A 23,418-nucleotide genomic window follows, 5' to 3' on the forward strand; every position below is an offset into this window, starting at 1 on the left:
GAACGGGGCTATCCAGGACGGCTCCGACGCCGTGATCACACCAGCCACTGCAAGATCATCTCACCCGTGACCAGCAGTTGCGGGACAACCCTTAGTCATGGACAGATCGGGAGGCTTCTTAAGGTGCTGCACCTGGATCCGGAAGAGGTCGACCTGCTCATTGATGCTGGTCCGGTGGATTCCAGCATCGTGAGAGATCGATTGGCCGACCGTGCTTTGGCTGCGCTCACGACACTCTCTCCGTGGCGCTGGAGGCGTGAGTGTGTTGCCGCCGGAGCGTTTCCCGTCAACCTGACCGGGTTCCCGAGGGGGCGGGCGACGCCGGTGGCTCGGCGTGATGCGCAGCTCTGGCGGCGAGTCCTGAACGGATGCCACGGAAAGTCGCCAGACTTCGGCGACTTCGGTGTGACGCATCCTCGGATCCCGACGAAGTCCCGTGGGACGCCAGATCCCAACATGCGCTACACAACCCCAGATGCCTGGCAGGTCTACGTCTATCCGCGAGTCCGCTCCGGCAACGATGATTTCTTCACCCTGAGCGCTGACCTGGTCGCGTCTCCGTACTGGCCTGCGACAGGGGCGCGAACCTCATGGGGCGATGCCCGCGTAAACGAGTGCGCCATGCGCCAAAGGTCCAGAGCCGGCGGCGGTACGGAGTGGCGGGCATGGGCAACCTCGCATCATCTGGCAGTGGTTACCTCCAATCTCAATGCGCTGGGGCACCCATGAGATCTGCGGAGACAGCGACCCTCCTGGTGGGGGCCGCTCGTCGCGAAGCATCCGGGTCGACGGGCGATCTGCTCGACCCGATATGCAGAAGCGCCACACGTTCTGGGCGCAGCCGCGCTTGAATGGGCACCTACCGAGGGTGAGGGACGTGCATGTTGGCTGAGGGATTGGCAGCGATAGCTGCGGCGGGAGCTGGCGCAGTGGTGCAGGCGGCTGGTACCGATGCTTGGACGAGCGTCAGGGACCGTGTGAGTCGCCTGTTTGGCCGCGGGCAGGAGCAGCAGGCCACGGAGTCTCTCGATCGCACCCTCGCCGCCCTGGAGCACGCCACCCCTTCCGGCAATCTGGAGCAAGTGAGAGTTCGTCAAGCCGCTTACTGGCAAGTGCGCTTTGAGGAGCTGCTCAACAGCCTGGCGGCTGAGCAGCAGCGGCTAGCTGTAGTCCAGCTTCACGAAGTGATCGAACAGATACGCCAGTCCGGATGTGCCTCGGACCATCGGAGTATTAGCGGCGATGTCTCCGTAAGAGCTACCCAAGGCTCGGTCGCAGGAGTCTTCTTCAATGGAGATATCCACATCGAAAACCCTCTGCGGCCGGGTTCGGGGAGAGGCTGACTGAGCCCGGCGCTGCAAGCCCAGTTGTTACCGCAGAAACGTCGATCCTGGCAGCTTCGGGCGGGTTCGCAATCGGTAGAGTCGAGAACTTCCATACAAGCTCTGGTAGGTCAGTCAGGAGCCGTTGGCCGCATCAAATAGGCAACTTACCTCCCGAGGCACATTGTTTTGTGGAGCGCTCGAACCTCGTGCTCTCGGTATCGCAACCTACCCGGATCCTTTCAGGGATGGGCGGCGTAGGGAAGACTCAACTCGCGGCGCGCTGCGCACGGCGGGCGTGGGATACGGGGAAGATTGACCTGATCATCTGGGTCACCGCGACCAGCAGAGAGGCAATCGAGCTTTCCTATGCTCAAGCGGCCAGGGATATCTGGAATCCCCCAGAGGATACGCCGGGCGAGGGTGCCCGGCTTTTCCTAGCGTGGCTTCAGGCAACCGAGCGCCATTGTATGGTGATCTTGGATGACCTCGCCGATCCATCGGACATGCGCGGGCTTTGGCCGCCCTGTCGAGACAATTGTCAAGTGATCGTGACCACGCGACGCCGGGATGCGTCCCTGCATGGTCAGGGTCGTGCCCTTATCGACGTCGACACGTTCTCCGCCGGGGAAGCAGCCTCATATCTAGCCGCGAAATTCACATCCCATGACCGCAGTTATTCGAGTGGCGAAATCGCGAACCTCGCCGCCGATCTTGGCTACCTGCCACTGGCAATGGCGCAGGCGGCTGCGTATATTGTCGATCAGGGGTGGGGGATTTCGCGTTATAGAAATGCCCTCAAGGATCAGCGGCGGCTATTGGCAGACCTTGTTCCTGAAAGCGGCGGATTGCCGGACGATCACCGGGAGACCTTAGCCGCTGTTTGGGATATATCCATTGCGCATGCTGATATGTTACGCCCAGCTGGGCTGGCCAGGTCATTGCTGGAGCTAGCGGCAATGTTCGAGCCCAACGGATTTCCGCTGGCGCTCCTGGTTGGCGAAGGCGCCCGTTCCTACCTTGCAATTATCAAGCATGTGCTGGATCAAAACGAAATTCCCGTAGATGACATCGCATCGTCGATTTCCGACGATGACATTACTTCTGCCCTGCGCTCCTTGCATCGATTGAGCCTTGTAACGCATCATCCGGAGAGTTGCCATCAGATCGTGCGTGTTCATCCGCTGATTCAGCGCATCACGCGGGATTATGTGGATGAAACCCATCGTGGAGAGCTTGCATATTTTGCGGCATACTGCTTGTTGGAGACGTGGCCGAGCCCTAGTGGTGATCGGATGGCCCACCAGATGCTCCGCGACAGCGTCGATAAACTCTCGCGTGACTTCTATGACACCCTTTGGGATCTCGATGCTCATCATGTGCTGTTCCGTGGAGCCGACAGTTACGGCGAGGCTGGGATGTTTACACGGGCTATTACCCAATGGACTGCACTCAAGGAGTCGGCTATCAGGGTCCTGGGTGTTGACCATCCAGACACTCTTAAATGCACTTTGCAGTTAGGGTGGTGGCATTCAAGGAACAGTGACGTCGACAACGCCGCGGACGCCTCGCTGGAGGCGTTTCATGGGCTGCGAAACACCAAGGGGCCACTCGACCCGGACACTCTACTCGCCTTGGGGGATCTGGCGATGTTGGCAGGCCTGTGCGGAGATTTCGCGCAAGCCGCCTCAACGTTCGAGTACATCCTCAAATCGCTCCTAGTGGATCACGGTCGACAGCACCGCCGGGTGATCGATGCCCGATGTCAGGTGGCCTACTGGAGTGCCAGAGCTGGCGATAGCTTGGCTGGTATTGAAACCCTTGAGGGTATCCTCGCCGAGCTTCCGAACCACATAGGACCTGAAAGTGAATTGGTTTGCATAATCAGGCACCATATAGCCTCGTTGAAGGGTGACGCTGGGGACCCTGAGGGTGCGGTAAAGGCTTTAGAGGGCATCTTGAAAGTTGAGCTCAGAACGCTTGGCCCTGATCATCATGATGTACTTCTCACGCGGCACAATCTCGCAGAGTTTCGCCACGAAGCTGGGGATTCGTGTCGCGCAATCTCTGAAATGAGCGATGTGGTCGTGAGGCGTGAACGGTTTCTAGGTGTAAATCATCCCCGAACTCAGAACTCGCGTCGGAAGCTGAATGAAATGCTGGCGGAAGTCGAGCCGCTCGATTAACGTGCCAGGTGAGTCGCTTGGATTGGATGCCGGCTGGCAAGTGAGGATCGCTGCTGGCTGCTACGCCGATGGGTTGCCGTCCGAGCGGAGATCGGGGAGTTCGGTGAAGCTGGCGGTGGGCGTGCGGCGGCGGAGCCGACTCTCTGCCGCGCAGGAACAGCAGGAACAGGTGTGACCGTGCCTGCGATGTTCTCCCCTACCCCCTGAGCTCCACCAGGCACGTCCCTACAACCATTGTCAGAGCGTCGTTCGAGGAGAACCTCGCCGGTGTCGTAACGCTGTTGCCGCGGGCGCGATGCTGTTGGCCTTGGCCTTGGCCTTGGCCTTGGGCGTGGCAGGCAAGGGACGGCGAGGCTGGAGCGGATCCCACATGTAATCCGCGCGCTGAAGCGCCGGCGGGTTCCCTTTCTCGGTGTTGTCAGCTCAGCGCGACACTGGTTGCCCCGGCCCGGGGCTCTGTGTTTGGCGATGGAGAGATAAAGCCGCGCGAGCTCGCGCGGCTCAGAGTCGGTAGGCGATCCGTTCGTCTCGTAGGGACTTCAGGATTACCTTCAGCTCCTCCTTGCGCTCAAGCGAAGTTTCCGGATCGTCAATTTCTGACTGGACCGTGTTGATTGCTTTAGCATTCTGGTTGCGAATTTCCCGCTGCTCAAGTTTCGCAAAGACCCAACTCATTGAAACGGTGAAGCCAATAGCCACAACTGGAGCGAGATACAAAAATACGTCACTCCAGATCCCGTTCGGATCCATGTGGCTACCGATGGCAACCAAGCCGATTCCGCCTCCTGCGCCCCCGAAGGAAGCGCTCAGCTGATCAGCATTAAAGACCCGTCTTGGCTGAGCAGCCAAGATAGTGATCCCGCTGGAGCTAGCCGTTCCCGTGCTTTGAGTGGTCACAGGATCACCTACCGCTGGGATCGGAGTTAGTTTGGGCCTTCAAATACCGCACCGCTTCGCTTGGGTTCGACAGGTCGAGGCTCACCTCGTCCCCTCCGATTTTCAGTCTTGCTCTCCCTGGATGGCGGGACCGCACCCAGATTGTGAGTGCGCGAACCAGTGCGGAGGCGGCACTTGCGGCTCCGAATGCGGCGAGCAGGCCTTCAACGTCCATTTCCTCCCCTTGCGGCTATGGATGCCGAATATCTCGGCACGGCATATACAGGGACAAACAGTCATGCGCCACAGCAATCAAGTCTCATCTTGTCGCATCGGCAGCCGTGCAACCCGTCTTTTACTGTTTCGGCGGTATCTGGTCGAAACCGAGGGCTACGTGCTCACGCGGGCCCCTGCCCACGCGGTCGACGCGGAGTTCTTGGCCGCTGCGATCACGGGCGGGGTGCCGAGACGCCCTGTCACTGGACAGCCCGAACAGCTCACCGTGGAGCTGTCCGGGCAGTTTTGCTGGTCAGCGGCTCAACCGGACAGGTGGGACCGCTGGGACACTGCTATTACGTCAGCAGGTGGGCGTTCACTGCGCGGGCCGCCTCGGCGAGGTTGAGGAGTTCCGTCACCTCGGCGCCTGCCTCCTTCAGGGTCTCGACGCCGATGCAGTCGGCCACCAGGAGGCTCGGCTCGCGCCAGGCGATGACCACGCGGCGGATGGGGGAGCGGAGGATCAGTTGGGTGCACGTGAGGGGGCGGGACCTGCGTTCCGAGCAGGGTTCCAAGGTGCTGTAGAGCGTGGCGCCAGTCAGGCGGGGGTCATCCGCCGGGAGCTTGGCCAGGGCTGATTCTTCGGCGTGGACGTGGGCGTCCGTCTCGCGGGAGTAGCCGTGGGCGAGTTCCTCGCCGTCGGCGCTTACGATGATGGCGCCGACCGAGAAGGCGCCCTCCGCCGGCGGGCACTTGCGAGAGAGTTCGATGGCCCGCTCCATCCAGGTCACATCGTCGGCGTGCGTCATGCGGAGCCCTCCTGCTTGGGCAGGTAGCGGAGAAGAACCACGTCGCCGATCGTGCTGGCCTCAGCAAGGTGCATGCGGCGGGTGGAGCCTCCGGGGTAGGTGGCTGGGTTCAGGAAGCGGGGGGCGCCCGGGTCGCCGACGACCAGGGGGGCGATGGCGAGGTGAATCTCGTCGGCCAGGCCCTGGGAGAGGAATGCGGTGTGGATCTGTCCGCCGCCCTCCACCATCAGCCGCTCTATGCCGCGGGCACCGAGGTCGTCCAGCAGGGCGCCGAAGTCGATGGCGGCGCCCGTGGAGACCACGTCCGCGAGGCCGGCGAGGCGCTCGCGGAGCTTCTCCTCGCCCGCGTCCGTGGTGTAGGCGAGCTTCTCGCCGCCGTGGTGCCAGAACTTCAGGTCGGCCTCCAGGTCTCCGCTCGCGGAAATGGTGACCTTCAAGGGGTACGCGGGCTTGCCGGAGGCGACCCGTGCCGCGCGCCGCTCCTCGCTGTTCACCAGGAGCCGGGGGTTGTCGGACCGCATCGTGCCGGCGCCGATCAGGATTGCGTCGGACTCGGCGCGCACCTGGTCCACCCGGTCGAAGTCCTCGCTGTTGCTCAGCAGCAGACGTTCGGTGCTGGTGTCGTCGATGTAGCCGTCCACGGACGTGGCCACGCTCAGGAGGACGTACGGGCGGGGCATTGGGTCTCCTTCATATGCTGGTCAGGGCGGAGGGAGCCTGTTCAGGCCTGGCGCAGTACTGCCTCAGTCAGAGCGTCCTTGAAGTCGCTCACGCCAGGGACCGTACGCCATTGATCAAGTGCGCCATCGAGCTGGGCCAGCTCGCGCGAGATACGGTCGGAGCCGGTCTCCTTCGCGATGGCCAAGGCCTGCAGTCCGATGGAGGCTGCCTGTTCGGCCTCGCCCGCGTGGGCCAGTGAGACGGCCTCGCGCCCCAGGTAGACCCCGCGGTCTCGGTGGAAGCCGGCGGGCAGTCGGCTGATGGCGTTCCGGAAGCCTGCAGCTGCTCCGTGGTGGTCCCCGAGGGCGGCGAGGCTGTGTGCTCGCTGCACGTCTATGTACGCGCCGTCGAGCCAGACACCCCACGGCGAGGAGGGATCCGGATCCATCGTGGCGTGCAGCTCCCGCGCGTGTTCGTACGCTCGCTGGGCCATGAGCGGGTCTTTCCGCAGAGCGTGACCGTGGGCGCCGTACGTAGCGGCCACCGCAGCGAGGCGACTCCTCGGTGCCGCTCGGTCCTCCGCGGCCTCGGCGACGTCGACGGCCTCGATCGGATCCTTCATGTCGCCGGCCAGCTGGCTGCGGCGCGCCAGGATGTACGTGGTCAGTTCGTCGTCGCCCGCCATGTGGGAGGCCTCCAGGGCCTCTCGCATCCAGTGCTGGGCGGTACGGAAGTCCCCGAGGTCCTGGTAGAGCCAGCCGCACAGCTCGGAGTACTGGGTCTGCAGCTGGAGCAGCTGCCGGCGATCGGTGCCACGGCGATCCGCGCGGAGTTCCTTGATGGCGGCGATCTGCTGCTGGACCGTCGGTATCACCCGATGGGGACCGAACAGGTTGTCGTTGTCGATCAGCACCCGTCGCGTTGCCTGGAGCAGCTCGATGGGGTCGGCCCCTGAGGCGATGAGATCGGATCGTGGGGCAGGGCTCGCGGCCGCTGAAAGGTCGGAGGTCGCAGCGATCGCGGCACCAGCGCCGAGCGCGCCGATCAGAGCCCTTCGAGACAGGGACACGAAGATGATCCTTCCGTCATCGGAACGTACGGGGATGGACATCCCCTCCTCCGACGGTGCCTGAGGCTCCGGTTCCTCAGCCAGGGCCACAGAGCCGTTGGCCACATGGGGCACTCGATTAGCCACATCCCCTGTGGGGAGGGCCTCAACGCGGGCTCCTTCGAGGATCGTCGCGTGGAGCTGGACCAGCGAGCCGCTCGCGCCGAGGGCATCGTCGTACGCCCGGACCAGATCAGCGGATGCGGCCTGCCCGCCGCGCTCCACGCGTGCCATGTAGCTGGTGTTGAACAGGATGGATCGGCTGAGCTTGCCCAGTGATAAGCCCCGCTGTGTGCGCCAGGCGCGCATCTCGGCGCCGAGGTAGTGCTGAGGGCTTGCATGCGGTGTCAGATCGTTCGGTCGCTGCCCCACTCGTCCCCCTCATGCGGCGCATGTGGCCGCCCTCGGGCGGCCACATGGTGGATCTGTCGGCCCATCAAATTCCTGCTCTACAAAGGATGCAGAGGGCGGTACCAGCCTAGCGGCGCAGGTCGGGGCCCTCCATTCGATCCGAGCGAAGGGGACAGATCTGTGGCAACGGGACCTGGTCGTGATCCGTTACGCGTCGCGGCAGTGACGCCCGGGGCGGTGTGGTGCAGGAGCTCCTTCTCCTCCAGCTCCGAACCCCGCTCGCGGAGGTCGATGACCCCGCCTTGGAGCCGCGCGTCCTGCTCCTGGAGCTCCGCGGTGGCGGCTTCAAGGCCGGCCAGCTTGGCGGCCTCCGAGGCGCCGACGGTCAGGAATGCTCCCTTCCGAAGGTGAAGGAGCCATCCATGTTCGAGATCCGCGTCATCTGCAGCCCGACCGAGGCGCCCGAGATCACCAAGGCCCTGGCCGAGACGTTCACGACCGGGCCGGTCCGCCGACACCCCACCCGCGACGGCGACCGGGTCCGCCTGTACGTCACCGCCGAGCAGCAGCCGAGCCACTGGCCCGCTCCCGAGACGGCCTATGCCACCGCGCCGAGCATCATCAGCGAGATCGGGTGGACCGCACGAGGCGTCCGAGACTGCCTGCACGACGTCCACGTCCGAGAGTTCTGGCTCCGCAAGGCCGCGCTCCTGGACCGGATCGCCCTCACCGACGACAACCCCGTGAGCGGCGGCGCCGCCACCCCCGCCGTGGAAGCGGCCCGGCGTCTGATGGACATCGACCAGACAGCCGGCCCAGGCCCCGGCGGGTACGCCGACGGCCCGGACACCCCGTACACCCCGGACCACCCGGAGAGCACCCGCGACCCCCGCGGCTACGTCCGCCAGGAGTACGCCCTCTGGAAGCGGCACCACTAGCTGCGCCCGAGGCGGTCGCCGCCTCTCGCCAAAGACCGCGACCGCCCCGGTTCTCCGTCCCTTCGGCACCATGTCAGGAGCGAACAACACGGCCCACTACGTCGACCACGGCGCTGGCTGCGGCACGGGTGCGAGTGGATCGGGCTGCCAGGTCTTGCTCGTCGACCGCGTTGTGCAGGGTGAACGTCGCCTCGGCCAACTCGGTTAGCCGTGTGCGTATCTCGGTCGCCTCGGTCAGGAGTTCGACCTCTGCCAGAGCTGCGATCACCTCTGAGCGAGCCTCCAGGGCCGCGGCGGTTGCCGTGTCCTTCTCGGGTCCGGGAGCGTCGCGCAAGCCCCACCGGTCGTACTGGAGGCGGCGAAATACCGTCTCGGCAGCGAGGAGACGAGCAGTTGCTTGGCGTAGGTCGCGCCGGAGCTCTGCGCTCTGGGCCCCAGAGTTCAGTCGAGTGGCGGTCCGGGACTGGAGCGCGTGGGAGACAACCGTACCCAGCAGCGTGCCAGCAATGGCGATGACTCCCGTTAAGAACTCCAACGCGCGCTCTCCCCATCTCTGCGGCCCGGTTGTACCCCCGTGGCCCGGTTCGAATCCCCCGGGTCTGCGTGTCCCGAACGGGGCGGCTCCCCTGCAGTTCGACGAATGCGGTACCGGCTGTGGCAGCAACTGGAGCGTGGCCTGAGAAACGCCCGGGATGGTCGCCTCGCGCCAAAGACCGCGACCGCCCCGGTTCTCCGTCCCTTCGACAGAAACAGGAGACCACCAGCATGACACCCGAACCCGAACGCGAACCCGAGTCAGATCACTACGCCTCCGTTCTCCCCCTGCGGGCAGCCAGCTGTGGTGGATCGTCGCTGGGCCATGGAGTACGCGATCGAGTCAGGCTACCTGGACGCGAATCCTCTGGCCGGGGTGAAACGAGCTGGGCCCAAGGGCGGTGACGCGGTGGACCCCGGGGCGCTGTGAATGCCGTCCAGGGAAGCCAGCTCCTGACCGCCGTCTCCTACGCCGGCTCGGCTCTGTTCACCGCAACCGCGGGCGGCGAATCGTCGCGTTCTTCGCCTGCCAGCTCTACGCGGCGATGCGGCCGGCGGAGGCTGAACGCCGGGGTCCCGGTCGCCGAGGTCGCCTGCCGCGCCGGCAACTCGCCTGAGGTGATTCATGGGCGCTACGAAGGCCGTATCGACGGCCACGAGGAGCTGGACAACCCGAAGATCGCGAAAGTCATGGGATGGGCAGAACCCCCGTGAGCACCGGACGCGGAATGGCTCACACTAATCTGCGCTCATGCGACAAGTGGCGAGCCGATTAGGGCTGTTAGGGCTCCTGGTGGTCATATCCGGGTGCAGTGGCCGGCAGACGACGACCACCACGGGCGATGTGACCACGACAGTGATGCAGGACAGCCAGTGGGTCACGGCCGCGATCTCAGCCGGAGCCGTGCTCATCAGCTCGGCCGCCGCGGCCTGGATCACCCACTACTTCACCGGACGGACGGAGCGCAGGAGGCAGCAGCACGCTGACACCCAGGACGCGGCGAAGCGCGAGCACGAGGCGAGACTGGCGCACGAGCAACGTGTGCGGGAGCAGGTGATCGCCACCTCCACGACCATCTCGAAGATGCTCCAGGACTTCCGGACGAAGATCGGTGAGGCGACGGAGGCCGCGGACACCTTGGCTGCCACGCTCCTGTACGACGCGTGCTCCGCCGCCGTCCGCCGACACCATGACGACGCTCTGCCGGTCATCGAGGTCATGCCGGACCTTGAGCTCCGGCAGCGGGCCAACGCCGTCTTCGAGGCCTACGGGGATTGGGCGGCCGGCACTGCTGAGGCGCTGTCGAATCTCACGAGGCGACCGGATGCCGCTGGGCTGGACGGCACGCGCGAGCAGTTCTACGAGCGCGCCCGACGGGTGATCAGCGATGCGTCAGGCTGACGCGCGGCCCACACGCCCCTCACACGGGATCAGTGAGTAGCAACGACAAAGGCCCGGACTCAGTAGGACTGAGTCCGGGCCTTCATGCTTGGCACTTCAGCTGGTCAGCGACACTTGCACACCTACCAGCTGGAGTGCCCCCGGCAGGATTCGAACCTGCGCACACGGCTCCGGAGGCCGTTGCTCTATCCCCTGAGCTACGGGGGCGCGTCGTCGCGTTGCGGCGACGGGTTGAACACTACCAGCTTCCGGACGGTGATCAGGAACGGATTGAGGGGGAGAGGGGGGTGCGTCGCTCGGTGGGGGTGGAAGTGGCAAAAACCCGGACGCGGGGGTCCCGGCCGACCTACTCTCGAGTTGTGTCAGGCGCCTCGGGCCGGGTGCTTGTTGTCGACGACAACAAGGTCATCCGGCAGCTGATCAGGGTCAATCTCGAGCTGGAGGGCTTCGAGGTCGTGACCGCGAACGATGGTGCCGAGTGCCTGGACGTCGTGCACCACGTGCTGCCCGATGTGATCACCCTTGATGTGGTCATGCCTCGCCTGGACGGTTTCGGTGCGGTCGCGCAGCTGCGGGCCGATCCGCGGACGCGGCAGTTGCCCGTGGCCATCGTGAGCGCTTGTACGCAGTACGAGGTGGAAGCCGGCATCGCCAACGGCGTGGACGCCTTCCTCGCCAAGCCCTTCGAGCCCGCCGAGCTGGTGCGGGTCGTGCGGCGGCTCATCGAGCGCCGCGATCGGAGGGAGAGGAGAGGGGCACCCGCCGGGAGGGGCCGGGGGTGAATTCGGGTGTGCGGGTGCACGGCCGGGCGGAGGGCCTGGTTCGCGGTCCGGCAGGCCTCTGTTCACATGGCGAAACCCTTCGCGTGACCCCGGGCCTTCTCGCCTAGGCTGGGCACGTGACCCCCGCTGATCTTTCCCGTGTCGTCGTGCGCGCCGTGCGCTGCGCCGTCGAGGACGGGGAACTGCCCGTCGGCGCGGTCGTGCCCGAGCGGGTCGTCGTCGAGCGGAGCCGGCCCGGGGGAGTGGGGGACTACGCGTCTCCCGTCGCCTTCCGGGTGGGCAAGGACGCCGGCGTCGCGCCGCGGGACGTGGCCGAGATGCTGGCCGGCCGGCTGGGGTCCGTACCCGGGATCGAGCGCGTGGAGATCACCGGCGCCGGGTTCCTGAACTTCGTACTCGTCCAGAGTCCCGTTGCCGAGCTCGTACGGGGCATTCGCGCGCGCGGCGCGCGGTACGGGTTCGCCCCCGACAGTGCGCTGGGTGAGCTGGGTGAGCTGGGGGATGTGGCGGGGCTGGTCGTGCGGGACGCCGCCCTGCCCTCCGACGGTGAGCTGAGGGACCGGGTCGTGCGGGAGGCCGCCCTGCGGATCCTTCACAGCCAGGGCCAGGGCCAGGGCCAGGGCCAGGGCCAGGGGCACGGGCCGGGATACAGCCAGGGGCAGGGGTCGGCCGGCGTTGCGCCCGTGGCCAGGCGGGACGGGGACGTCGTGGGCGTCTACGGGGGCGACGCCGCCGCCTGGGCGATGCTCAGTGTCCCCGCCCATGAGACGCCCGTGTTTCCCGTGTGGCTGCCGGTGCAGGACGAGTCCAGTGAGTTCTTCCGGGTGAGGTACGCCTGCAGCCGGGCCTGCGCGCTCAGCCGCAACGCCGAACAGCTGGGGTTCCACGCGGAGCCCGGCGATCTCGCAGAGCCCGGTGAGGTCAGCCAGCCGAGCGGTCCCCGCGAAGCCGCCCCCGCCACAGCGGCCACTCCAGCCACCCCAGCCCCAGCCACCCCGGCCCCAGCCCCCGCGACCGGCAACCCCACCGCCCCCACCCCCGCCACCCTCCTCCTCCGCTCCCTCGCCGACTACCCCCTCGTCCTCGAAGCCGCCGCGCACCACCGTGCGCCCGAGCGGCTCGTGCGGCACCTCGTCGTGCTGGGCGACGCGCTGCTCGACTTCCAGTACGCCGTCCCCGTCCTGCCCAAGGGGGACGAGAAACCCTCGGCCGCCCATCGTGCCCGGCTGGCCCTTACCGAAGCCGCCGGGACGGTGCTGGCCGGCGGCCTGGCCCTCCTCGGTATAGACGCGCCCGACCGCCTGTGATGCGGATGCGCACGTGATCCGTTGTGTTTCGCCTGCGATCCGGACGATCCGGATGATTGTGAAGAGAGAATCTCGATGAGCCGTTCCGCGCACCCCGCCGGGCCCCGCCACGCCGACGTACTGCCCGAGGGGCACTACTCCCCGCCGGCCGCCGACCTCAATGCCCTGGACGAGAAGGTCTGGGCACGGACCGTCGGCCGGACGGCCGACGGGGTCGTCACCGTCGGCGGGATCGAAGTGACCCAGCTCGCCGAGGAGTTCGGCACGCCCGCCTACTTCCTCGACGAGGAGGACTTCCGGGCGCGCTGCCGGGCCTGGGCCCACGCCTTCGGGCCGGACGCCGACGTGTTCTACGCCGGGAAGGCGTTCCTCTCCAAGGCCGTCGTGAAGTGGCTCAAGGAGGAGGGGCTGAACCTGGACGTGTGCTCCGGAGGGGAGCTCGCCACCGCGCTCGCCGCCGGGATGCCGGCCCAGCGCATCGCCTTCCACGGGAACAACAAGTCCCACGCCGAGATCACCCGTGCCATCGAGGCCGGCGTCGGGCGGATCGTGCTCGACTCCTTCCAGGAGATCGCCCGCGTCGCGCACATCGCCCGCGAGCTCGGCGTGCGCCAGCCCGTGCAGATCCGCGTGACCGTCGGCGTCGAGGCCCACACGCACGAGTTCATCGCCACCGCGCACGAGGACCAGAAGTTCGGCATCGCCGTGGCGGACGGTTCCGCCGCCGAGGCCGTACGCCGCGCCCTCGGGCACGACAGCCTGGAGCTGCTCGGCGTCCACTCGCACATCGGCTCGCAGATCTTCGACATGGCGGGCTTCGAGGTCTCCGCGAAGCGGGTCGTCCGGCTGCTCGCCGCCGTGCGCGACGAGCACGGGGTCGAACTCCCCGAGATCGACCTCGGCGGCGGACTCGGCATCGCCTACACCTCCGACGACGACCCCCGCGAGCCCCACGAAATCGCCAAGGCCCTGCACGAGATCGTCGCCCGCGAATGCGAGAGCGCCGGGCTGCGCGCGCCGCGCATTTCCGTGGAGCCCGGCCGCGCCATCGTCGGGCCGACCGCGTTCACCCTTTACGAGGTCGGGACGATCAAGCCGCTGGAGGGGCTGCGGACGTACGTGTCCGTGGACGGCGGCATGTCCGACAACATCCGTACCGCCCTCTACGACGCCGAGTACGCCGTCACCCTCGTCTCGCGGACCTCCGACGCCGAACCCATGCTCGTCCGTGTCGTGGGCAAGCACTGCGAGAGCGGTGACATCGTGGTGAAGGACGCGTTCCTGCCGGCGGACCTCGCCCCCGGGGACCTGCTCGCGGTCCCCGCCACCGGCGCTTATTGCCGCTCGATGGCCAGCAACTACAACCACGCGTTGCGTCCGCCGGTCGTCGCCGTGCGCGACGGACAGGCACGCGTCATCGTCCGCCGCGAGACGGAGGAAGATCTCCTGCGCCTCGACCTCGGATAATGAAATTGGTGTCTCACTCAATGGACCGAGGATGGAAACTGCTGTCCATTGAGTGAGACTGGTTTACACCTGACGCGCAAAACCGCGGGCCGGGTAGCGATGGAAGATCGAAAGGCGTAGGTCGAATGATGCGTACGCGTCCGCTGAAGGTGGCGCTGCTGGGCTGTGGAGTGGTCGGCTCAGAGGTGGCCCGCATCATGACGACGCACGCCGACGATCTGACGGCCCGGATCGGCGCGCCCGTGGAGCTCGCCGGCGTGGCCGTACGCCGCCCCTCCAAGGTGCGCGAGGGCATCGACCCGGCGCTGATCACCACCGACGCGACGGCGCTGCTCAAACGCGGCGACATCGACATCGCCATCGAGGTCATCGGCGGCATCGAGCCGGCCCGCACCCTGATCACCACCGCCTTCGAGCACGGGATCTCCGTCGTCTCGGCCAACAAGGCGCTGCTCGCCCAGGACGGCGCCGCGCTGCACGCCGCGGCCGAGCAGCACGGGCTGGACCTGTACTACGAGGCCGCCGTCGCCGGCGCCATCCCGCTGGTCCGCCCGATGCGCGAGTCCCTCGCGGGCGACAAGATCAACCGGGTGATGGGCATCGTCAACGGCACGACGAACTTCATCCTCGACAAGATGGACTCCACCGGCGCGGGTTACCAGGAGGCCCTCGACGAGGCCACCGCCCTCGGGTACGCCGAGGCCGACCCCACCGCCGACGTCGAGGGCTACGACGCCGCCGCCAAGGCCGCGATCCTGGCCGGCATCGCCTTCCACACCCGGGTCCGCCTCGACGACGTCTACCGCGAGGGGATGACCGAGGTCAGCGCCGCCGACTTCGCGTCGGCCCGGCGCATGGGCTGCACCATCAAGCTCCTGGCGATCCTGGAGCGGGCCGCCGACGGGGAGTCCGTCACCGCCCGGGTCCACCCCGCCATGATCCCGCTGACCCACCCGCTCGCTTCCGTCCGCGAGGCGTACAACGCCGTCTTCGTCGAGGCGGAGGCCGCCGGGCGGCTCATGTTCTACGGGCCCGGCGCGGGCGGTTCGCCGACCGCTTCGGCGGTGCTCGGCGACCTGGTCGCCGTCTGCCGCAACAAGCTCGCCGAGGCAACGGGGCCCGGCGAGTCGGCGTACACCCAGCTGCCCGTCAGCACCATGGGGGACGTCGTCACCCGGTACCACATCAGCCTCGATGTGGCCGACAAGCCGGGCGTCCTCGCCCAGGTGGCGACGACCTTCGCCGAGCACGGTGTGTCCATCGATACCGTACGACAGCAAGGACGTCCGGACGGGGTCGGCAATGAGGCCTCCCTCGTCGTCGTCACCCACCGTGCGCCCGACGCCGCCCTCTCCGGGACCGTCGAGGCACTGCGGAAGCTGGACACCGTGCGCGGTGTGGCCAGCATCATGCGTGTTGAAGGGGAGTAAGGACCCATGAGCAGCAATCGCACCCACCAGTGGCGCGGCATCATCGAGGAGTACCGGGACCGCCTGCCGGTGACGGACGCGACTCCCGTGGTCACGCTCCGCGAGGGCGGAACTCCCCTCGTCCCCGCGCAGGTGCTCTCGGAGCGCACCGGCTGCGAGGTACACCTCAAGGTCGAGGGCGCGAACCCCACCGGGTCCTTCAAGGACCGCGGCATGACCATGGCGATCACCAAGGCCAAGGAGGACGGCGCGAAGGCCGTCATCTGCGCGTCCACGGGCAACACCTCGGCCTCCGCCGCCGCCTACGCGGTGCGCGCCGGGATGGTCTGCGCGGTCCTCGTGCCCCGCGGCAAGATCGCGCTCGGCAAGATGGGCCAGGCGCTGATCCACGGCGCGAAGATCCTGCAGGTCGACGGCAACTTCGACGACTGCCTGGACCTCGCCCGCGCGCTGTCCGACAACTACCCGGTCGCGCTGGTCAATTCCGTCAACCCGGTGCGCATCGAGGGGCAGAAGACGGCCGCGTTCGAGATCGTCGACGCGCTCGGCGACGCTCCCGACATCCATGTGCTGCCCGTCGGCAACGCCGGCAACATCACCGCGTACTGGAAGGGGTTCAAGGAGTACAAGGCCGACGGCCTGGCCTCCCGTACGCCCCGCGTGTGGGGTTTCCAGGCCTCCGGTTCCGCGCCGATCGTGCGCGGCGAGGTCGTCAAGGAGCCGCACACCATCGCCACCGCGATCCGGATCGGCAACCCGGCCTCCTGGGACTTCGCCCTGCAGGCCCGAGACGAGTCGGGCGGCTTCATCGACGAGGTGACGGACCGGCAGATCCTGGCGGCCTACCGCCTGTTGGCCTCGCAGGAGGGCGTCTTCGTCGAGCCCGCCTCGGCGGCTTCGGTCGCCGGCCTGCTCAAGGCCGCCGAGCTCGGTCTGGTCGACCCCGGCCAGAAGATCGTGTGCACGGTCACCGGCAACGGCCTGAAGGACCCTGACTGGGCGGTCGCCGGCGCTCCGCAGCCGGTCGTCATTCCGGTGGACGCCGAGGCCGCGGCCGGGCGCCTCGGTCTCATCTGACCCGTCCCGCCCGACCCGTCCCGTGCGATCGGTCCCTTTTGACCGGTCCTGTTCGTTCGGGACGTCCGGCAATCGACCGAGTCGCCGGATTCCGGAATTCCTTCGACGTCTTCGAAGGCTGAGGAATCCGGCAACTCGGGCCGTACGGCACCAAAAGACCGGCCGGAACCCGCGCCGGCGGGCGGACGCCCGCGACACGCATCGTGCGCCTGCTGTGCGCCCTATGTCGGAGGAGAACCTTCCTTCGATAGGCTGTACTTACATCCGCCGCCGCGCATATGACCGCGGTGCTGCCCACAGGGCCTTCGGGTGTCGTACGTTCTCCAGTACATTCACAGCGAGCCAGCAGAACATCTCGTCTCGCACAGTCACAAGGAGTGTCATCGGACGATGGCCGGTCCAGCATTCCGCGCCGCCGCCGTACGGGTGCGCGTTCCCGCCAGCAGTGCCAACCTCGGCCCGGGCTTCGACGCTCTCGGCCTGGCCCTGGGGCTCTACGACGACGTCGTCGTCCGCGTGGCCGATACGGGCCTGAACATCGACATCGCGGGTGAGGGCGCCGACACCCTCCCGCGGGACGAGAGCCACCTCCTCGTACGCTCCATGCGCACCGCCTTCGACCTGCTGGGCGGCCAGCCGCGCGGCCTCGAGGTCGTCTGCGCCAACCGCATCCCGCACGGCCGCGGGCTCGGCTCCTCCTCCGCCGCCATCTGCGCCGGCATCGTCGCCGCCCGCGCCGTGACCATAGGCGGAGAGGCCAAACTCGACGACGCGGCGCTCCTGGAGCTCGCCACCGAGATCGAGGGCCACCCCGACAACGTCGCCGCCTGTCTCCTCGGCGGTTTCACCCTCGCCTGGATGGACGGCGGCAGCGCCAAGGCGATCCGCATGGAGCCCGCCGAGTCGATCGTCCCGGTGGTCTTCGTCCCCTCCAAGCCGGTCCTGACCGAGACCGCGCGCGGCCTGCTGCCGCGCACCGTCCCGCACGTGGACGCGGCCCTCAACGCGGGCCGCGCGGCCCTGCTCGTCGAGGCCCTGACCAGGCGTCCCGAGTTCCTGCTGCCGGCCACCGAGGACCGGCTCCACCAGGAGTACAGGTCCCCGGCGATGCCCGAGAGCGTGGCGCTCGTGGCCCGGCTGCGCGCGGACGGCATCCCCGCGGTGATCTCCGGCGCGGGCCCCACGGTCCTCGCGCTGGTCGACAACGGCGCGGCCGACAAGGTCGCGCGGCTCGCGGGCGAGGGGTGGGCGGCCAACCGGCTCGCACTCGACGCCGCGGGTGCGAGCGTACTTCCGCTGGGTACCCAGGGCGGCTGACCCATGCCGTACGCGCAGTAGTGCAGGAATAAACACCGTCACCCGGCCCGGGGCGGGCGGCCAGGGCAGGCCGTCCGCGCGGAAGGGCTCTTTTGCCGGTGATGGAGAGGGGGAATATCTATTGGATCCGGTAGTGTTAGTCTCAAGTGCGCATCCGAAGCCGCCATGGCTTGGTGCTCAGTGTCCCTATCAGGGACCACCTTTCTTCCGGGAGCCTCCCCGACTGCTTTGATCGCTTCCAGCAGTTTCGAGCACGCTCCGGAATCGGCGTGACATTCCCACGCTTCCAGCTCGGGGGCTTCTCGCCGGAACCACCCACGCACATGCACGTTTCTCTCCGCCGTATCTCTACCGGCGGACCACCGCCCCGGCACAGTCCACCAATCCCGGACTGCCGTCGGACAGCACAACCGGTCGCCGAGCCAGACAGGCCGACGTCCGCTCCAGGGAAGGACCCTTCGTGAGCGACACCACCGATCTGATGGGCGCTGCCGACACCAATGTCGACACCAGTGCCCCCGCCGCGACCAAGCGTCGCCGCTCCGGCACCGGCCTTGATGGCATGGTCCTGGCCGAGCTGCAGCAGGTCGCGTCGGGCCTGGGCATCAGGGGCACCGCGCGGATGCGCAAGGGCCAGCTGATCGAGGTCATCAAGGAGGCGCAGGCGGGAGGCGGCGCCCCCAAGGCCGCGGCCTCCGCGCCCGCCCCTGCCGGTGACAGTGCCGAGGCCAAGCCGAAGCGCCGTGCCACCAGCAAGGCCCGCACGGGCGAGACGGCCGCCCCGGCCCCCGTCGAGAAGACCGCCACGCAGGCGCAGATCGACATCCCGGGCCAGCCGGCCAGCGAGGACGCCCCGGTCGGCGAGCGTCGCCGCCGTCGGGCCACCGCCCCCTCCGGCAGCCCCGAGGCCGCGGCTCCCGCCGCCGCCGTGCAGGTCGAGCAGAAGACCGAGACCGCCCCGGCCGCGCAGGCCGACGCCAAGGCGGAGGCCGCCACCGCGGTCTCCGGCCAGGCGCAGGGCCAGGAAGGCGAAGGCCGCGGCCGTCGTGACCGCCGTGAGCGCGGCGCCGAGCGGGGCGAGCGCCAGCGCGACCGCCGCGAGCGCGGTGCCAAGGCCGACGACCAGGGCCAGGCCGGCCAGGGTCAGGCCGGTCAGGGCCAGGCCGGTCAGGGCCAGGGCCAGGCCGGCCAGGGCCAGAACCAGGGCGGCGGCCGGCAGGACCGGGCCGACCGTCAGGACCGCCAGCAGCAGGGCGGCCGCGGCCAGGGCCAGGGCCAGCAGGGCGGACGTCAGGACCGGGACCGTCAGGACAACGGCCCGCAGGACGACTTCGACGAGGACGGCCGTCGCGGCCGTCGCGGCCGCTACCGCGACCGCCGCGGCCGTCGTGGCCGCGACGAGTTCGCGCCGGCGGAGACGCCGGTCGCCGACGACGACGTCCTGATCCCCGTCGCGGGCATCCTCGACATCCTCGACAACTACGCGTTCATCCGGACCTCGGGCTACCTGCCCGGCCCGAACGACGTGTACGTCTCCCTCGCCCAGGTCCGCAAGGCCGGTCTGCGCAAGGGCGACCACACCACCGGAGCCGTCCGCCAGCCCAAGGACGGCGAGCGCCGCGAGAAGTTCAACGCGCTCGTGCGTCTGGACTCCGTCAACGGCATGGCGCCCGAATCCGGCCGCGGCCGCCCGGAGTTCCAGAAGCTGACCCCGCTCTACCCCCAGGACCGGCTCCGTCTGGAGACCGACCCGGGCGTGCTGACCACCCGCATCATCGACCTCGTGTCGCCGATCGGCAAGGGCCAGCGAGGCCTGATCGTGGCCCCGCCGAAGACCGGCAAGACCATGATCATGCAGGCGATCGCCAACGCGATCACCGTCAACAACCCCGAGTGCCACCTGATGGTCGTCCTGGTCGACGAGCGTCCGGAAGAGGTCACCGACATGCAGCGGTCGGTCAAGGGCGAGGTCATCTCCTCGACCTTCGACCGCCCGGCCGAGGACCACACCACCGTCGCCGAGCTGGCCATCGAGCGCGCCAAGCGTCTCGTCGAGCTCGGCCACGACGTGGTCGTCCTGCTGGACTCCATCACCCGCCTGGGCCGCGCGTACAACCTCGCGGCCCCCGCCTCCGGCCGCATCCTGTCCGGTGGTGTCGACTCGACCGCGCTGTACCCGCCGAAGCGCTTCTTCGGTGCCGCGCGCAACATCGAGGACGGCGGCTCGCTGACCATCCTGGCCACCGCGCTGGTCGACACCGGCTCGCGCATGGACGAGGTGATCTTCGAGGAGTTCAAGGGCACCGGCAACATGGAGCTCAAGCTCGACCGGAAGCTCGCCGACAAGCGCATCTTCCCGGCCGTGGACGTGGACCCCTCGGGCACCCGCAAGGAGGAGATCCTCCTCAACAGCGAGGAGCTCGCCATCGTCTGGAAGCTGCGCCGGGTGCTGCACGCGCTCGACTCGCAGCAGGCCATCGAGCTGCTCCTCGACAAGATGAAGCAGACGAAGTCGAACGCCGAGTTCCTCATGCAGATCGCGAAGACGACCCCGTCGGGCAAGAACGACGACTGACGTCTCCTCGAGGCACCTGCCTGACCGCGCGTTCCGCGCACCCGACCGCCCCCGCCGCACCCGCGACGGGGGCGGTCGTGTCAGGTGGGCGCGATGGCGCGGAGTCCGTACGGGCTTCGCGCGCCGTGCGACCTTCACCACACTCCGTACCCGGATCCCCGCCCGGAGTCACTCCGCGTGTCCGGTGAAAAGCGCAGGTGGGCGCGGCGTGACACGCCGTCCGTGCCGATCGGCCCGCTCCCGCGCGACGGTCCCGGCGCCCCGGGGGCCGTGGAACCCCGACGTGCGTCCGCCCGTCTGTGTCAGAGGGAATGGGGAACCGGACCGAGACAGGCAGGCAGGCAGAGGAAAGCATGAGCCAGGACAACAGGGGCCGGGGCGGCGAGTCCGCCGCGGGCGGACGGCGACGGAGGCCGGCCGGGCGCCGCAGAGCCGTCGTCATCGCCGCGTGGACCGCGGCCGGGGTGGTCCTCCTGGGCGGTGGGGGGCTCGGCTACTTCTACTCCAAGCTCAACGGGAACCTGAAGACGGTCGACATCGACGCGGCCCTCGGCACGGACCGGCCGCAGGACGTGGACAACGGCTCGATGGACATCCTCGTCCTCGGATCCGACTCCCGCGGCGGCGCCAACGGCGAGTACGGCCAGGACGACGGCGGCTCCGCCCGCTCCGACACGGCGATGATCGTCCACCTCAACGAGGGCCACACCAGGGCCGACGTCATATCGATACCCCGCGACACCCTCGTGACCCGGCCCGCGTGCAAGACGACGGACGGCAAGAGCGACCCCGGCGGCCGGCGCGTGATGTTCAACGAGTCGTACACCGTCGGCGGGGCGGCCTGCGCGGTCGCGACCGTGGAGAAGATGTCGGGGATCCGCATGGATCACTACCTCGAGGTCGACTTCACCGGGTTCAAGAAGATCATCGACAATCTCGGCGGCGTCGAGGTGACGACCACCAAGCCGATCAAGGACGACTTCAGCCACCTCGACCTGCCGGCCGGCACCAACAAGCTCGACGGCGAACAGGCCCTCGGCCTGGTCCGCACCCGCAAGAGCGTCGGAGACGGCGGCGACCTGGGCCGGATACAGCTCCAGCAGGCCTTCATCAAGGCCCTGCTCCACCAGGTCAAGGGCATCGGCGTCTTCGACAACCCGAAGCGGATGCTCGACCTGGCCGACACCGCCACCAAGGCGATCACCACCGACAAGCCGCTCGGCGACGTGAAGTCCCTCATGGCCTTCGCGCAGAGCCTCCAGGGCGTCGGCCCCGAGAACATGAAGATGATCACGTTGCCGGTGACCGCGGACGTCCGCGACCCCAACCGCGTCGTCGCGCTCACCCAGGAGTCCCAGATGGTCTGGGACGCCCTGCTGGCCGACCGGGACATCCCCGCGGAGGCCACGGCGGGCTCGGCCGGGGACAAGGGCGCGGCGGGCGAGATCGTGCGGTAGCGGACCCCGGTGGAACGCCCGGGGCACCCCGGCGGAATAGATGGCGGCCCCCCTCCGTTGAGGGAGGCGTCCTCAGAATTTTGACAGGCAGCCCGGTCCTGGCAGACTGGTCTGTCGGCCCCGGTTCACGCAGCGCGCAATTCGGCTCCTGCGACCCGGCGCCCTCCCGAATCTAGGAGACACCTTGAAGCGCGATGTTCACCCCACGTACGTCGAGACCCAGGTCAGCTGCACCTGTGGCGCGGCGTTCACCACCCGTAGCACCCTGACCGAGGGCACCATCCGTGCCGAGGTCTGCTCCGAGTGCCACCCGTTCTACACGGGCAAGCAGAAGATCCTCGACACCGGTGGCCGCGTGGCCCGCTTCGAGGCCCGCTTCGGCAAGGCTGCACAGAAGTAGCGAGCTTCGGGCGCCGGTTCCCGGCTGCACCCTGTTTCCACGGGGGCAGCCGGACCGGCGCCTTTCTCGTCCCGCAGCCCTTTTCTTCACATTCACCATCTTCAGGAGCCCCCGATGTTCGAGGCGGTCGAGGAACTGATCGGCGAGCACGCCGATCTTGAGAAGAAGCTCGCCGACCCTTCGGTCCACTCGGATCAGGCCAACGCGCGCAAGCTGAACAAGCGCTACGCGGAGCTGACCCCGATCGTCGCGACCTTCCGCGCCTGGAAGCAGTCGACCGAGGACATCGAGACGGCCAAGGAGCTCGCGGCCGATGACCCGGACTTCCACGCCGAGGTCAAGGAACTGAGCGCCCAGCGCGAAGAGCTCACCGAGAAGCTCCGCCTGCTGCTCGTCCCGCGCGACCCCAGCGACGACAAGGACGTGCTCCTCGAGGTCAAGGCGGGCGCGGGCGGCGACGAGTCGGCCCTGTTCGCCGGCGACCTGCTGCGCATGTACCTGCGCTACGCCGAGCGCGTGGGCTGGAAGACCGAGATCATCGACGCCACCGAGTCCGAGCTCGGCGGCTACAAGGACGTCCAGGTCTCCGTCCGCACCAAGGGCGGCAACGGGGCCACCGAGCCCGGCCAGGGCGTGTGGGCGCGCCTGAAGTACGAGGGCGGCGTGCACCGCGTCCAGCGCGTTCCGGCCACCGAGTCCCAGGGCCGCATCCACACCTCCGCCGCCGGCGTGCTCGTCACCCCGGAAGCCGAGGAGGTGGAGGTCGAGATCAACATGAACGACCTCCGCATCGACGTGTACCGCTCCTCGGGCCCCGGCGGCCAGTCCGTCAACACCACCGACTCGGCCGTGCGCATCACGCACGTCCCGACCGGTGTGGTCGCCTCCTGCCAGAACGAGAAGAGCCAGCTCCAGAACAAGGAGCAGGCGATGCGCATCCTGCGCTCGCGCCTGCTGGCCGCCGCCCAGGAGGCCGCCGAGCAGGAGGCCTCCGACGTGCGCCGCAGCCAGGTGCGCAGCGTGGACCGCTCCGAGAAGATCCGGACGTACAACTACCCGGAAAACCGGATCTCGGACCACCGGACGGGCTTCAAGGCGTACAACTTGGACCAGGTGCTCGACGGGGACCTCGACTCGGTCATCCAGGCGTGCGTCGACACGGACTCCGCCGCCAAGCTCGCGTCCGCGCACTGACCCCGCCCGA

20 protein-coding genes, 1 tRNA gene and 1 pseudogene are annotated in these 23,418 nt (G+C 68.0%); 15 read left to right on the forward strand and 7 right to left on the reverse strand.

The window, feature by feature from the left end:
* Window positions 1–66: 66 nt before the first annotated feature.
* Window positions 67–729 carry a beta family protein gene (locus ACWF9Z_RS17175; RefSeq protein ID WP_453603129.1) on the forward strand — a complete coding sequence of 221 codons (663 nt, stop codon included), beginning with the start codon at window positions 67–69 and terminating at the stop codon, window positions 727–729.
* Between the two features lie 784 nt (window positions 730–1,513).
* Window positions 1,514–3,508 carry an NB-ARC domain-containing protein gene (locus ACWF9Z_RS17180; protein WP_453602954.1) on the forward strand — a complete coding sequence of 665 codons (1,995 nt, stop codon included), beginning with the start codon at window positions 1,514–1,516 and terminating at the stop codon, window positions 3,506–3,508.
* 501 nt (window positions 3,509–4,009) lie between these two features.
* Here the strand turns inward: ACWF9Z_RS17180 and ACWF9Z_RS17185 are convergent.
* The 6 genes and pseudogenes from ACWF9Z_RS17185 to ACWF9Z_RS17210 form a co-directional block, all read right to left on the reverse strand.
* Complete coding sequence (locus tag ACWF9Z_RS17185; protein ID WP_453602956.1) at window positions 4,010–4,405, reverse strand: hypothetical protein; 396 nt, start codon at window positions 4,403–4,405, stop codon at window positions 4,010–4,012.
* 4 nt (window positions 4,406–4,409) lie between these two features.
* Window positions 4,410–4,619 (reverse strand): effector-associated constant component EACC1, encoded by a 210-nt coding sequence (locus tag ACWF9Z_RS17190; RefSeq protein ID WP_453602958.1) that lies wholly within the window; start codon window positions 4,617–4,619, stop codon window positions 4,410–4,412.
* Between the two features lie 337 nt (window positions 4,620–4,956).
* Window positions 4,957–5,409: a deaminase gene (locus tag ACWF9Z_RS17195; protein WP_453602959.1), complete on the reverse strand. Its 453-nt coding sequence runs from the start codon at window positions 5,407–5,409 to the stop codon at window positions 4,957–4,959.
* The gene (locus ACWF9Z_RS17200; protein WP_453602961.1) at window positions 5,406–6,089 is read right to left on the reverse strand and encodes a RibD family protein; all 684 of its coding nucleotides are present in this window, start codon (window positions 6,087–6,089) and stop codon (window positions 5,406–5,408) included. The genes ACWF9Z_RS17195 and ACWF9Z_RS17200 overlap by 4 nt, the downstream gene beginning before the upstream one ends.
* Window positions 6,090–6,130: 41 nt before the next feature.
* Complete coding sequence (locus ACWF9Z_RS17205; protein ID WP_453603131.1) at window positions 6,131–7,138, reverse strand: DNA-binding protein; 1,008 nt, start codon at window positions 7,136–7,138, stop codon at window positions 6,131–6,133.
* Between the two features lie 195 nt (window positions 7,139–7,333).
* Window positions 7,334–7,486, reverse strand: a pseudogene (locus ACWF9Z_RS17210) (helix-turn-helix domain-containing protein); the annotation flags it as partial.
* Window positions 7,487–7,950: 464 nt separating this feature from the next.
* Between ACWF9Z_RS17210 and ACWF9Z_RS17215 the strand changes: the two are divergent.
* The 3 genes from ACWF9Z_RS17215 to ACWF9Z_RS17225 all read left to right on the forward strand — a co-directional run bounded on the left by ACWF9Z_RS17215 (window position 7,951) and on the right by ACWF9Z_RS17225 (window position 10,402).
* Complete coding sequence (locus tag ACWF9Z_RS17215; protein ID WP_453602962.1) at window positions 7,951–8,466, forward strand: hypothetical protein; 516 nt, start codon at window positions 7,951–7,953, stop codon at window positions 8,464–8,466.
* A 960-nt stretch (window positions 8,467–9,426) separates the two neighbouring features.
* A complete protein-coding gene (locus ACWF9Z_RS17220; RefSeq protein WP_453602964.1) occupies window positions 9,427–9,714 on the forward strand; it encodes a hypothetical protein in 288 nt (95 codons plus the stop codon).
* Between the two features lie 130 nt (window positions 9,715–9,844).
* On the forward strand, window positions 9,845–10,402 hold the full coding sequence (locus ACWF9Z_RS17225) for a hypothetical protein (protein WP_453602965.1): 558 nt from the start codon (window positions 9,845–9,847) through the stop codon (window positions 10,400–10,402).
* A 135-nt stretch (window positions 10,403–10,537) separates the two neighbouring features.
* Here the strand turns inward: ACWF9Z_RS17225 and ACWF9Z_RS17230 are convergent.
* A tRNA-Arg gene (locus ACWF9Z_RS17230) sits at window positions 10,538–10,609 on the reverse strand.
* A gap of 152 nt (window positions 10,610–10,761) precedes the next feature.
* Here ACWF9Z_RS17230 and ACWF9Z_RS17235 point away from each other — a divergent pair.
* From ACWF9Z_RS17235 to prfA, 10 genes are all read left to right on the forward strand, one after another.
* A complete protein-coding gene (locus ACWF9Z_RS17235) occupies window positions 10,762–11,184 on the forward strand; it encodes a response regulator (protein ID WP_453602967.1) in 423 nt (140 codons plus the stop codon).
* 116 nt (window positions 11,185–11,300) lie between these two features.
* Window positions 11,301–12,491, forward strand: coding sequence for an ArgS-related anticodon-binding protein NrtL (gene nrtL, locus ACWF9Z_RS17240; RefSeq protein WP_453602969.1), 1,191 nt, complete (start codon window positions 11,301–11,303; stop codon window positions 12,489–12,491).
* 75 nt (window positions 12,492–12,566) lie between these two features.
* Window positions 12,567–13,958, forward strand: a complete 1,392-nt coding sequence (gene lysA, locus ACWF9Z_RS17245) for a diaminopimelate decarboxylase (RefSeq protein WP_453602970.1) — start codon at window positions 12,567–12,569, stop codon at window positions 13,956–13,958.
* A gap of 125 nt (window positions 13,959–14,083) precedes the next feature.
* Window positions 14,084–15,388, forward strand: coding sequence for a homoserine dehydrogenase (locus ACWF9Z_RS17250; RefSeq protein ID WP_453602972.1), 1,305 nt, complete (start codon window positions 14,084–14,086; stop codon window positions 15,386–15,388).
* A gap of 6 nt (window positions 15,389–15,394) precedes the next feature.
* Window positions 15,395–16,465 (forward strand): threonine synthase, encoded by a 1,071-nt coding sequence (gene thrC, locus ACWF9Z_RS17255; protein ID WP_453602974.1) that lies wholly within the window; start codon window positions 15,395–15,397, stop codon window positions 16,463–16,465.
* 390 nt (window positions 16,466–16,855) lie between these two features.
* Entirely contained in the window at window positions 16,856–17,782 is a 927-nt protein-coding gene (gene thrB / locus ACWF9Z_RS17260; RefSeq protein ID WP_356649343.1) for a homoserine kinase, read from the forward strand.
* A 460-nt stretch (window positions 17,783–18,242) separates the two neighbouring features.
* Window positions 18,243–20,357 (forward strand): transcription termination factor Rho, encoded by a 2,115-nt coding sequence (gene rho / locus ACWF9Z_RS17265; RefSeq protein ID WP_453602976.1) that lies wholly within the window; start codon window positions 18,243–18,245, stop codon window positions 20,355–20,357.
* A 353-nt stretch (window positions 20,358–20,710) separates the two neighbouring features.
* Complete coding sequence (locus tag ACWF9Z_RS17270) at window positions 20,711–21,814, forward strand: LCP family protein (protein ID WP_453602978.1); 1,104 nt, start codon at window positions 20,711–20,713, stop codon at window positions 21,812–21,814.
* 184 nt (window positions 21,815–21,998) lie between these two features.
* Window positions 21,999–22,214 carry a 50S ribosomal protein L31 gene (gene rpmE, locus ACWF9Z_RS17275; RefSeq protein ID WP_453602980.1) on the forward strand — a complete coding sequence of 72 codons (216 nt, stop codon included), beginning with the start codon at window positions 21,999–22,001 and terminating at the stop codon, window positions 22,212–22,214.
* A 114-nt stretch (window positions 22,215–22,328) separates the two neighbouring features.
* The gene (gene prfA, locus ACWF9Z_RS17280; RefSeq protein WP_453602981.1) at window positions 22,329–23,408 is read left to right on the forward strand and encodes a peptide chain release factor 1; all 1,080 of its coding nucleotides are present in this window, start codon (window positions 22,329–22,331) and stop codon (window positions 23,406–23,408) included.
* Window positions 23,409–23,418: the final 10 nt, after the last annotated feature.

This window comes from Streptomyces sp. NPDC054961 (assembly GCF_053609145.1).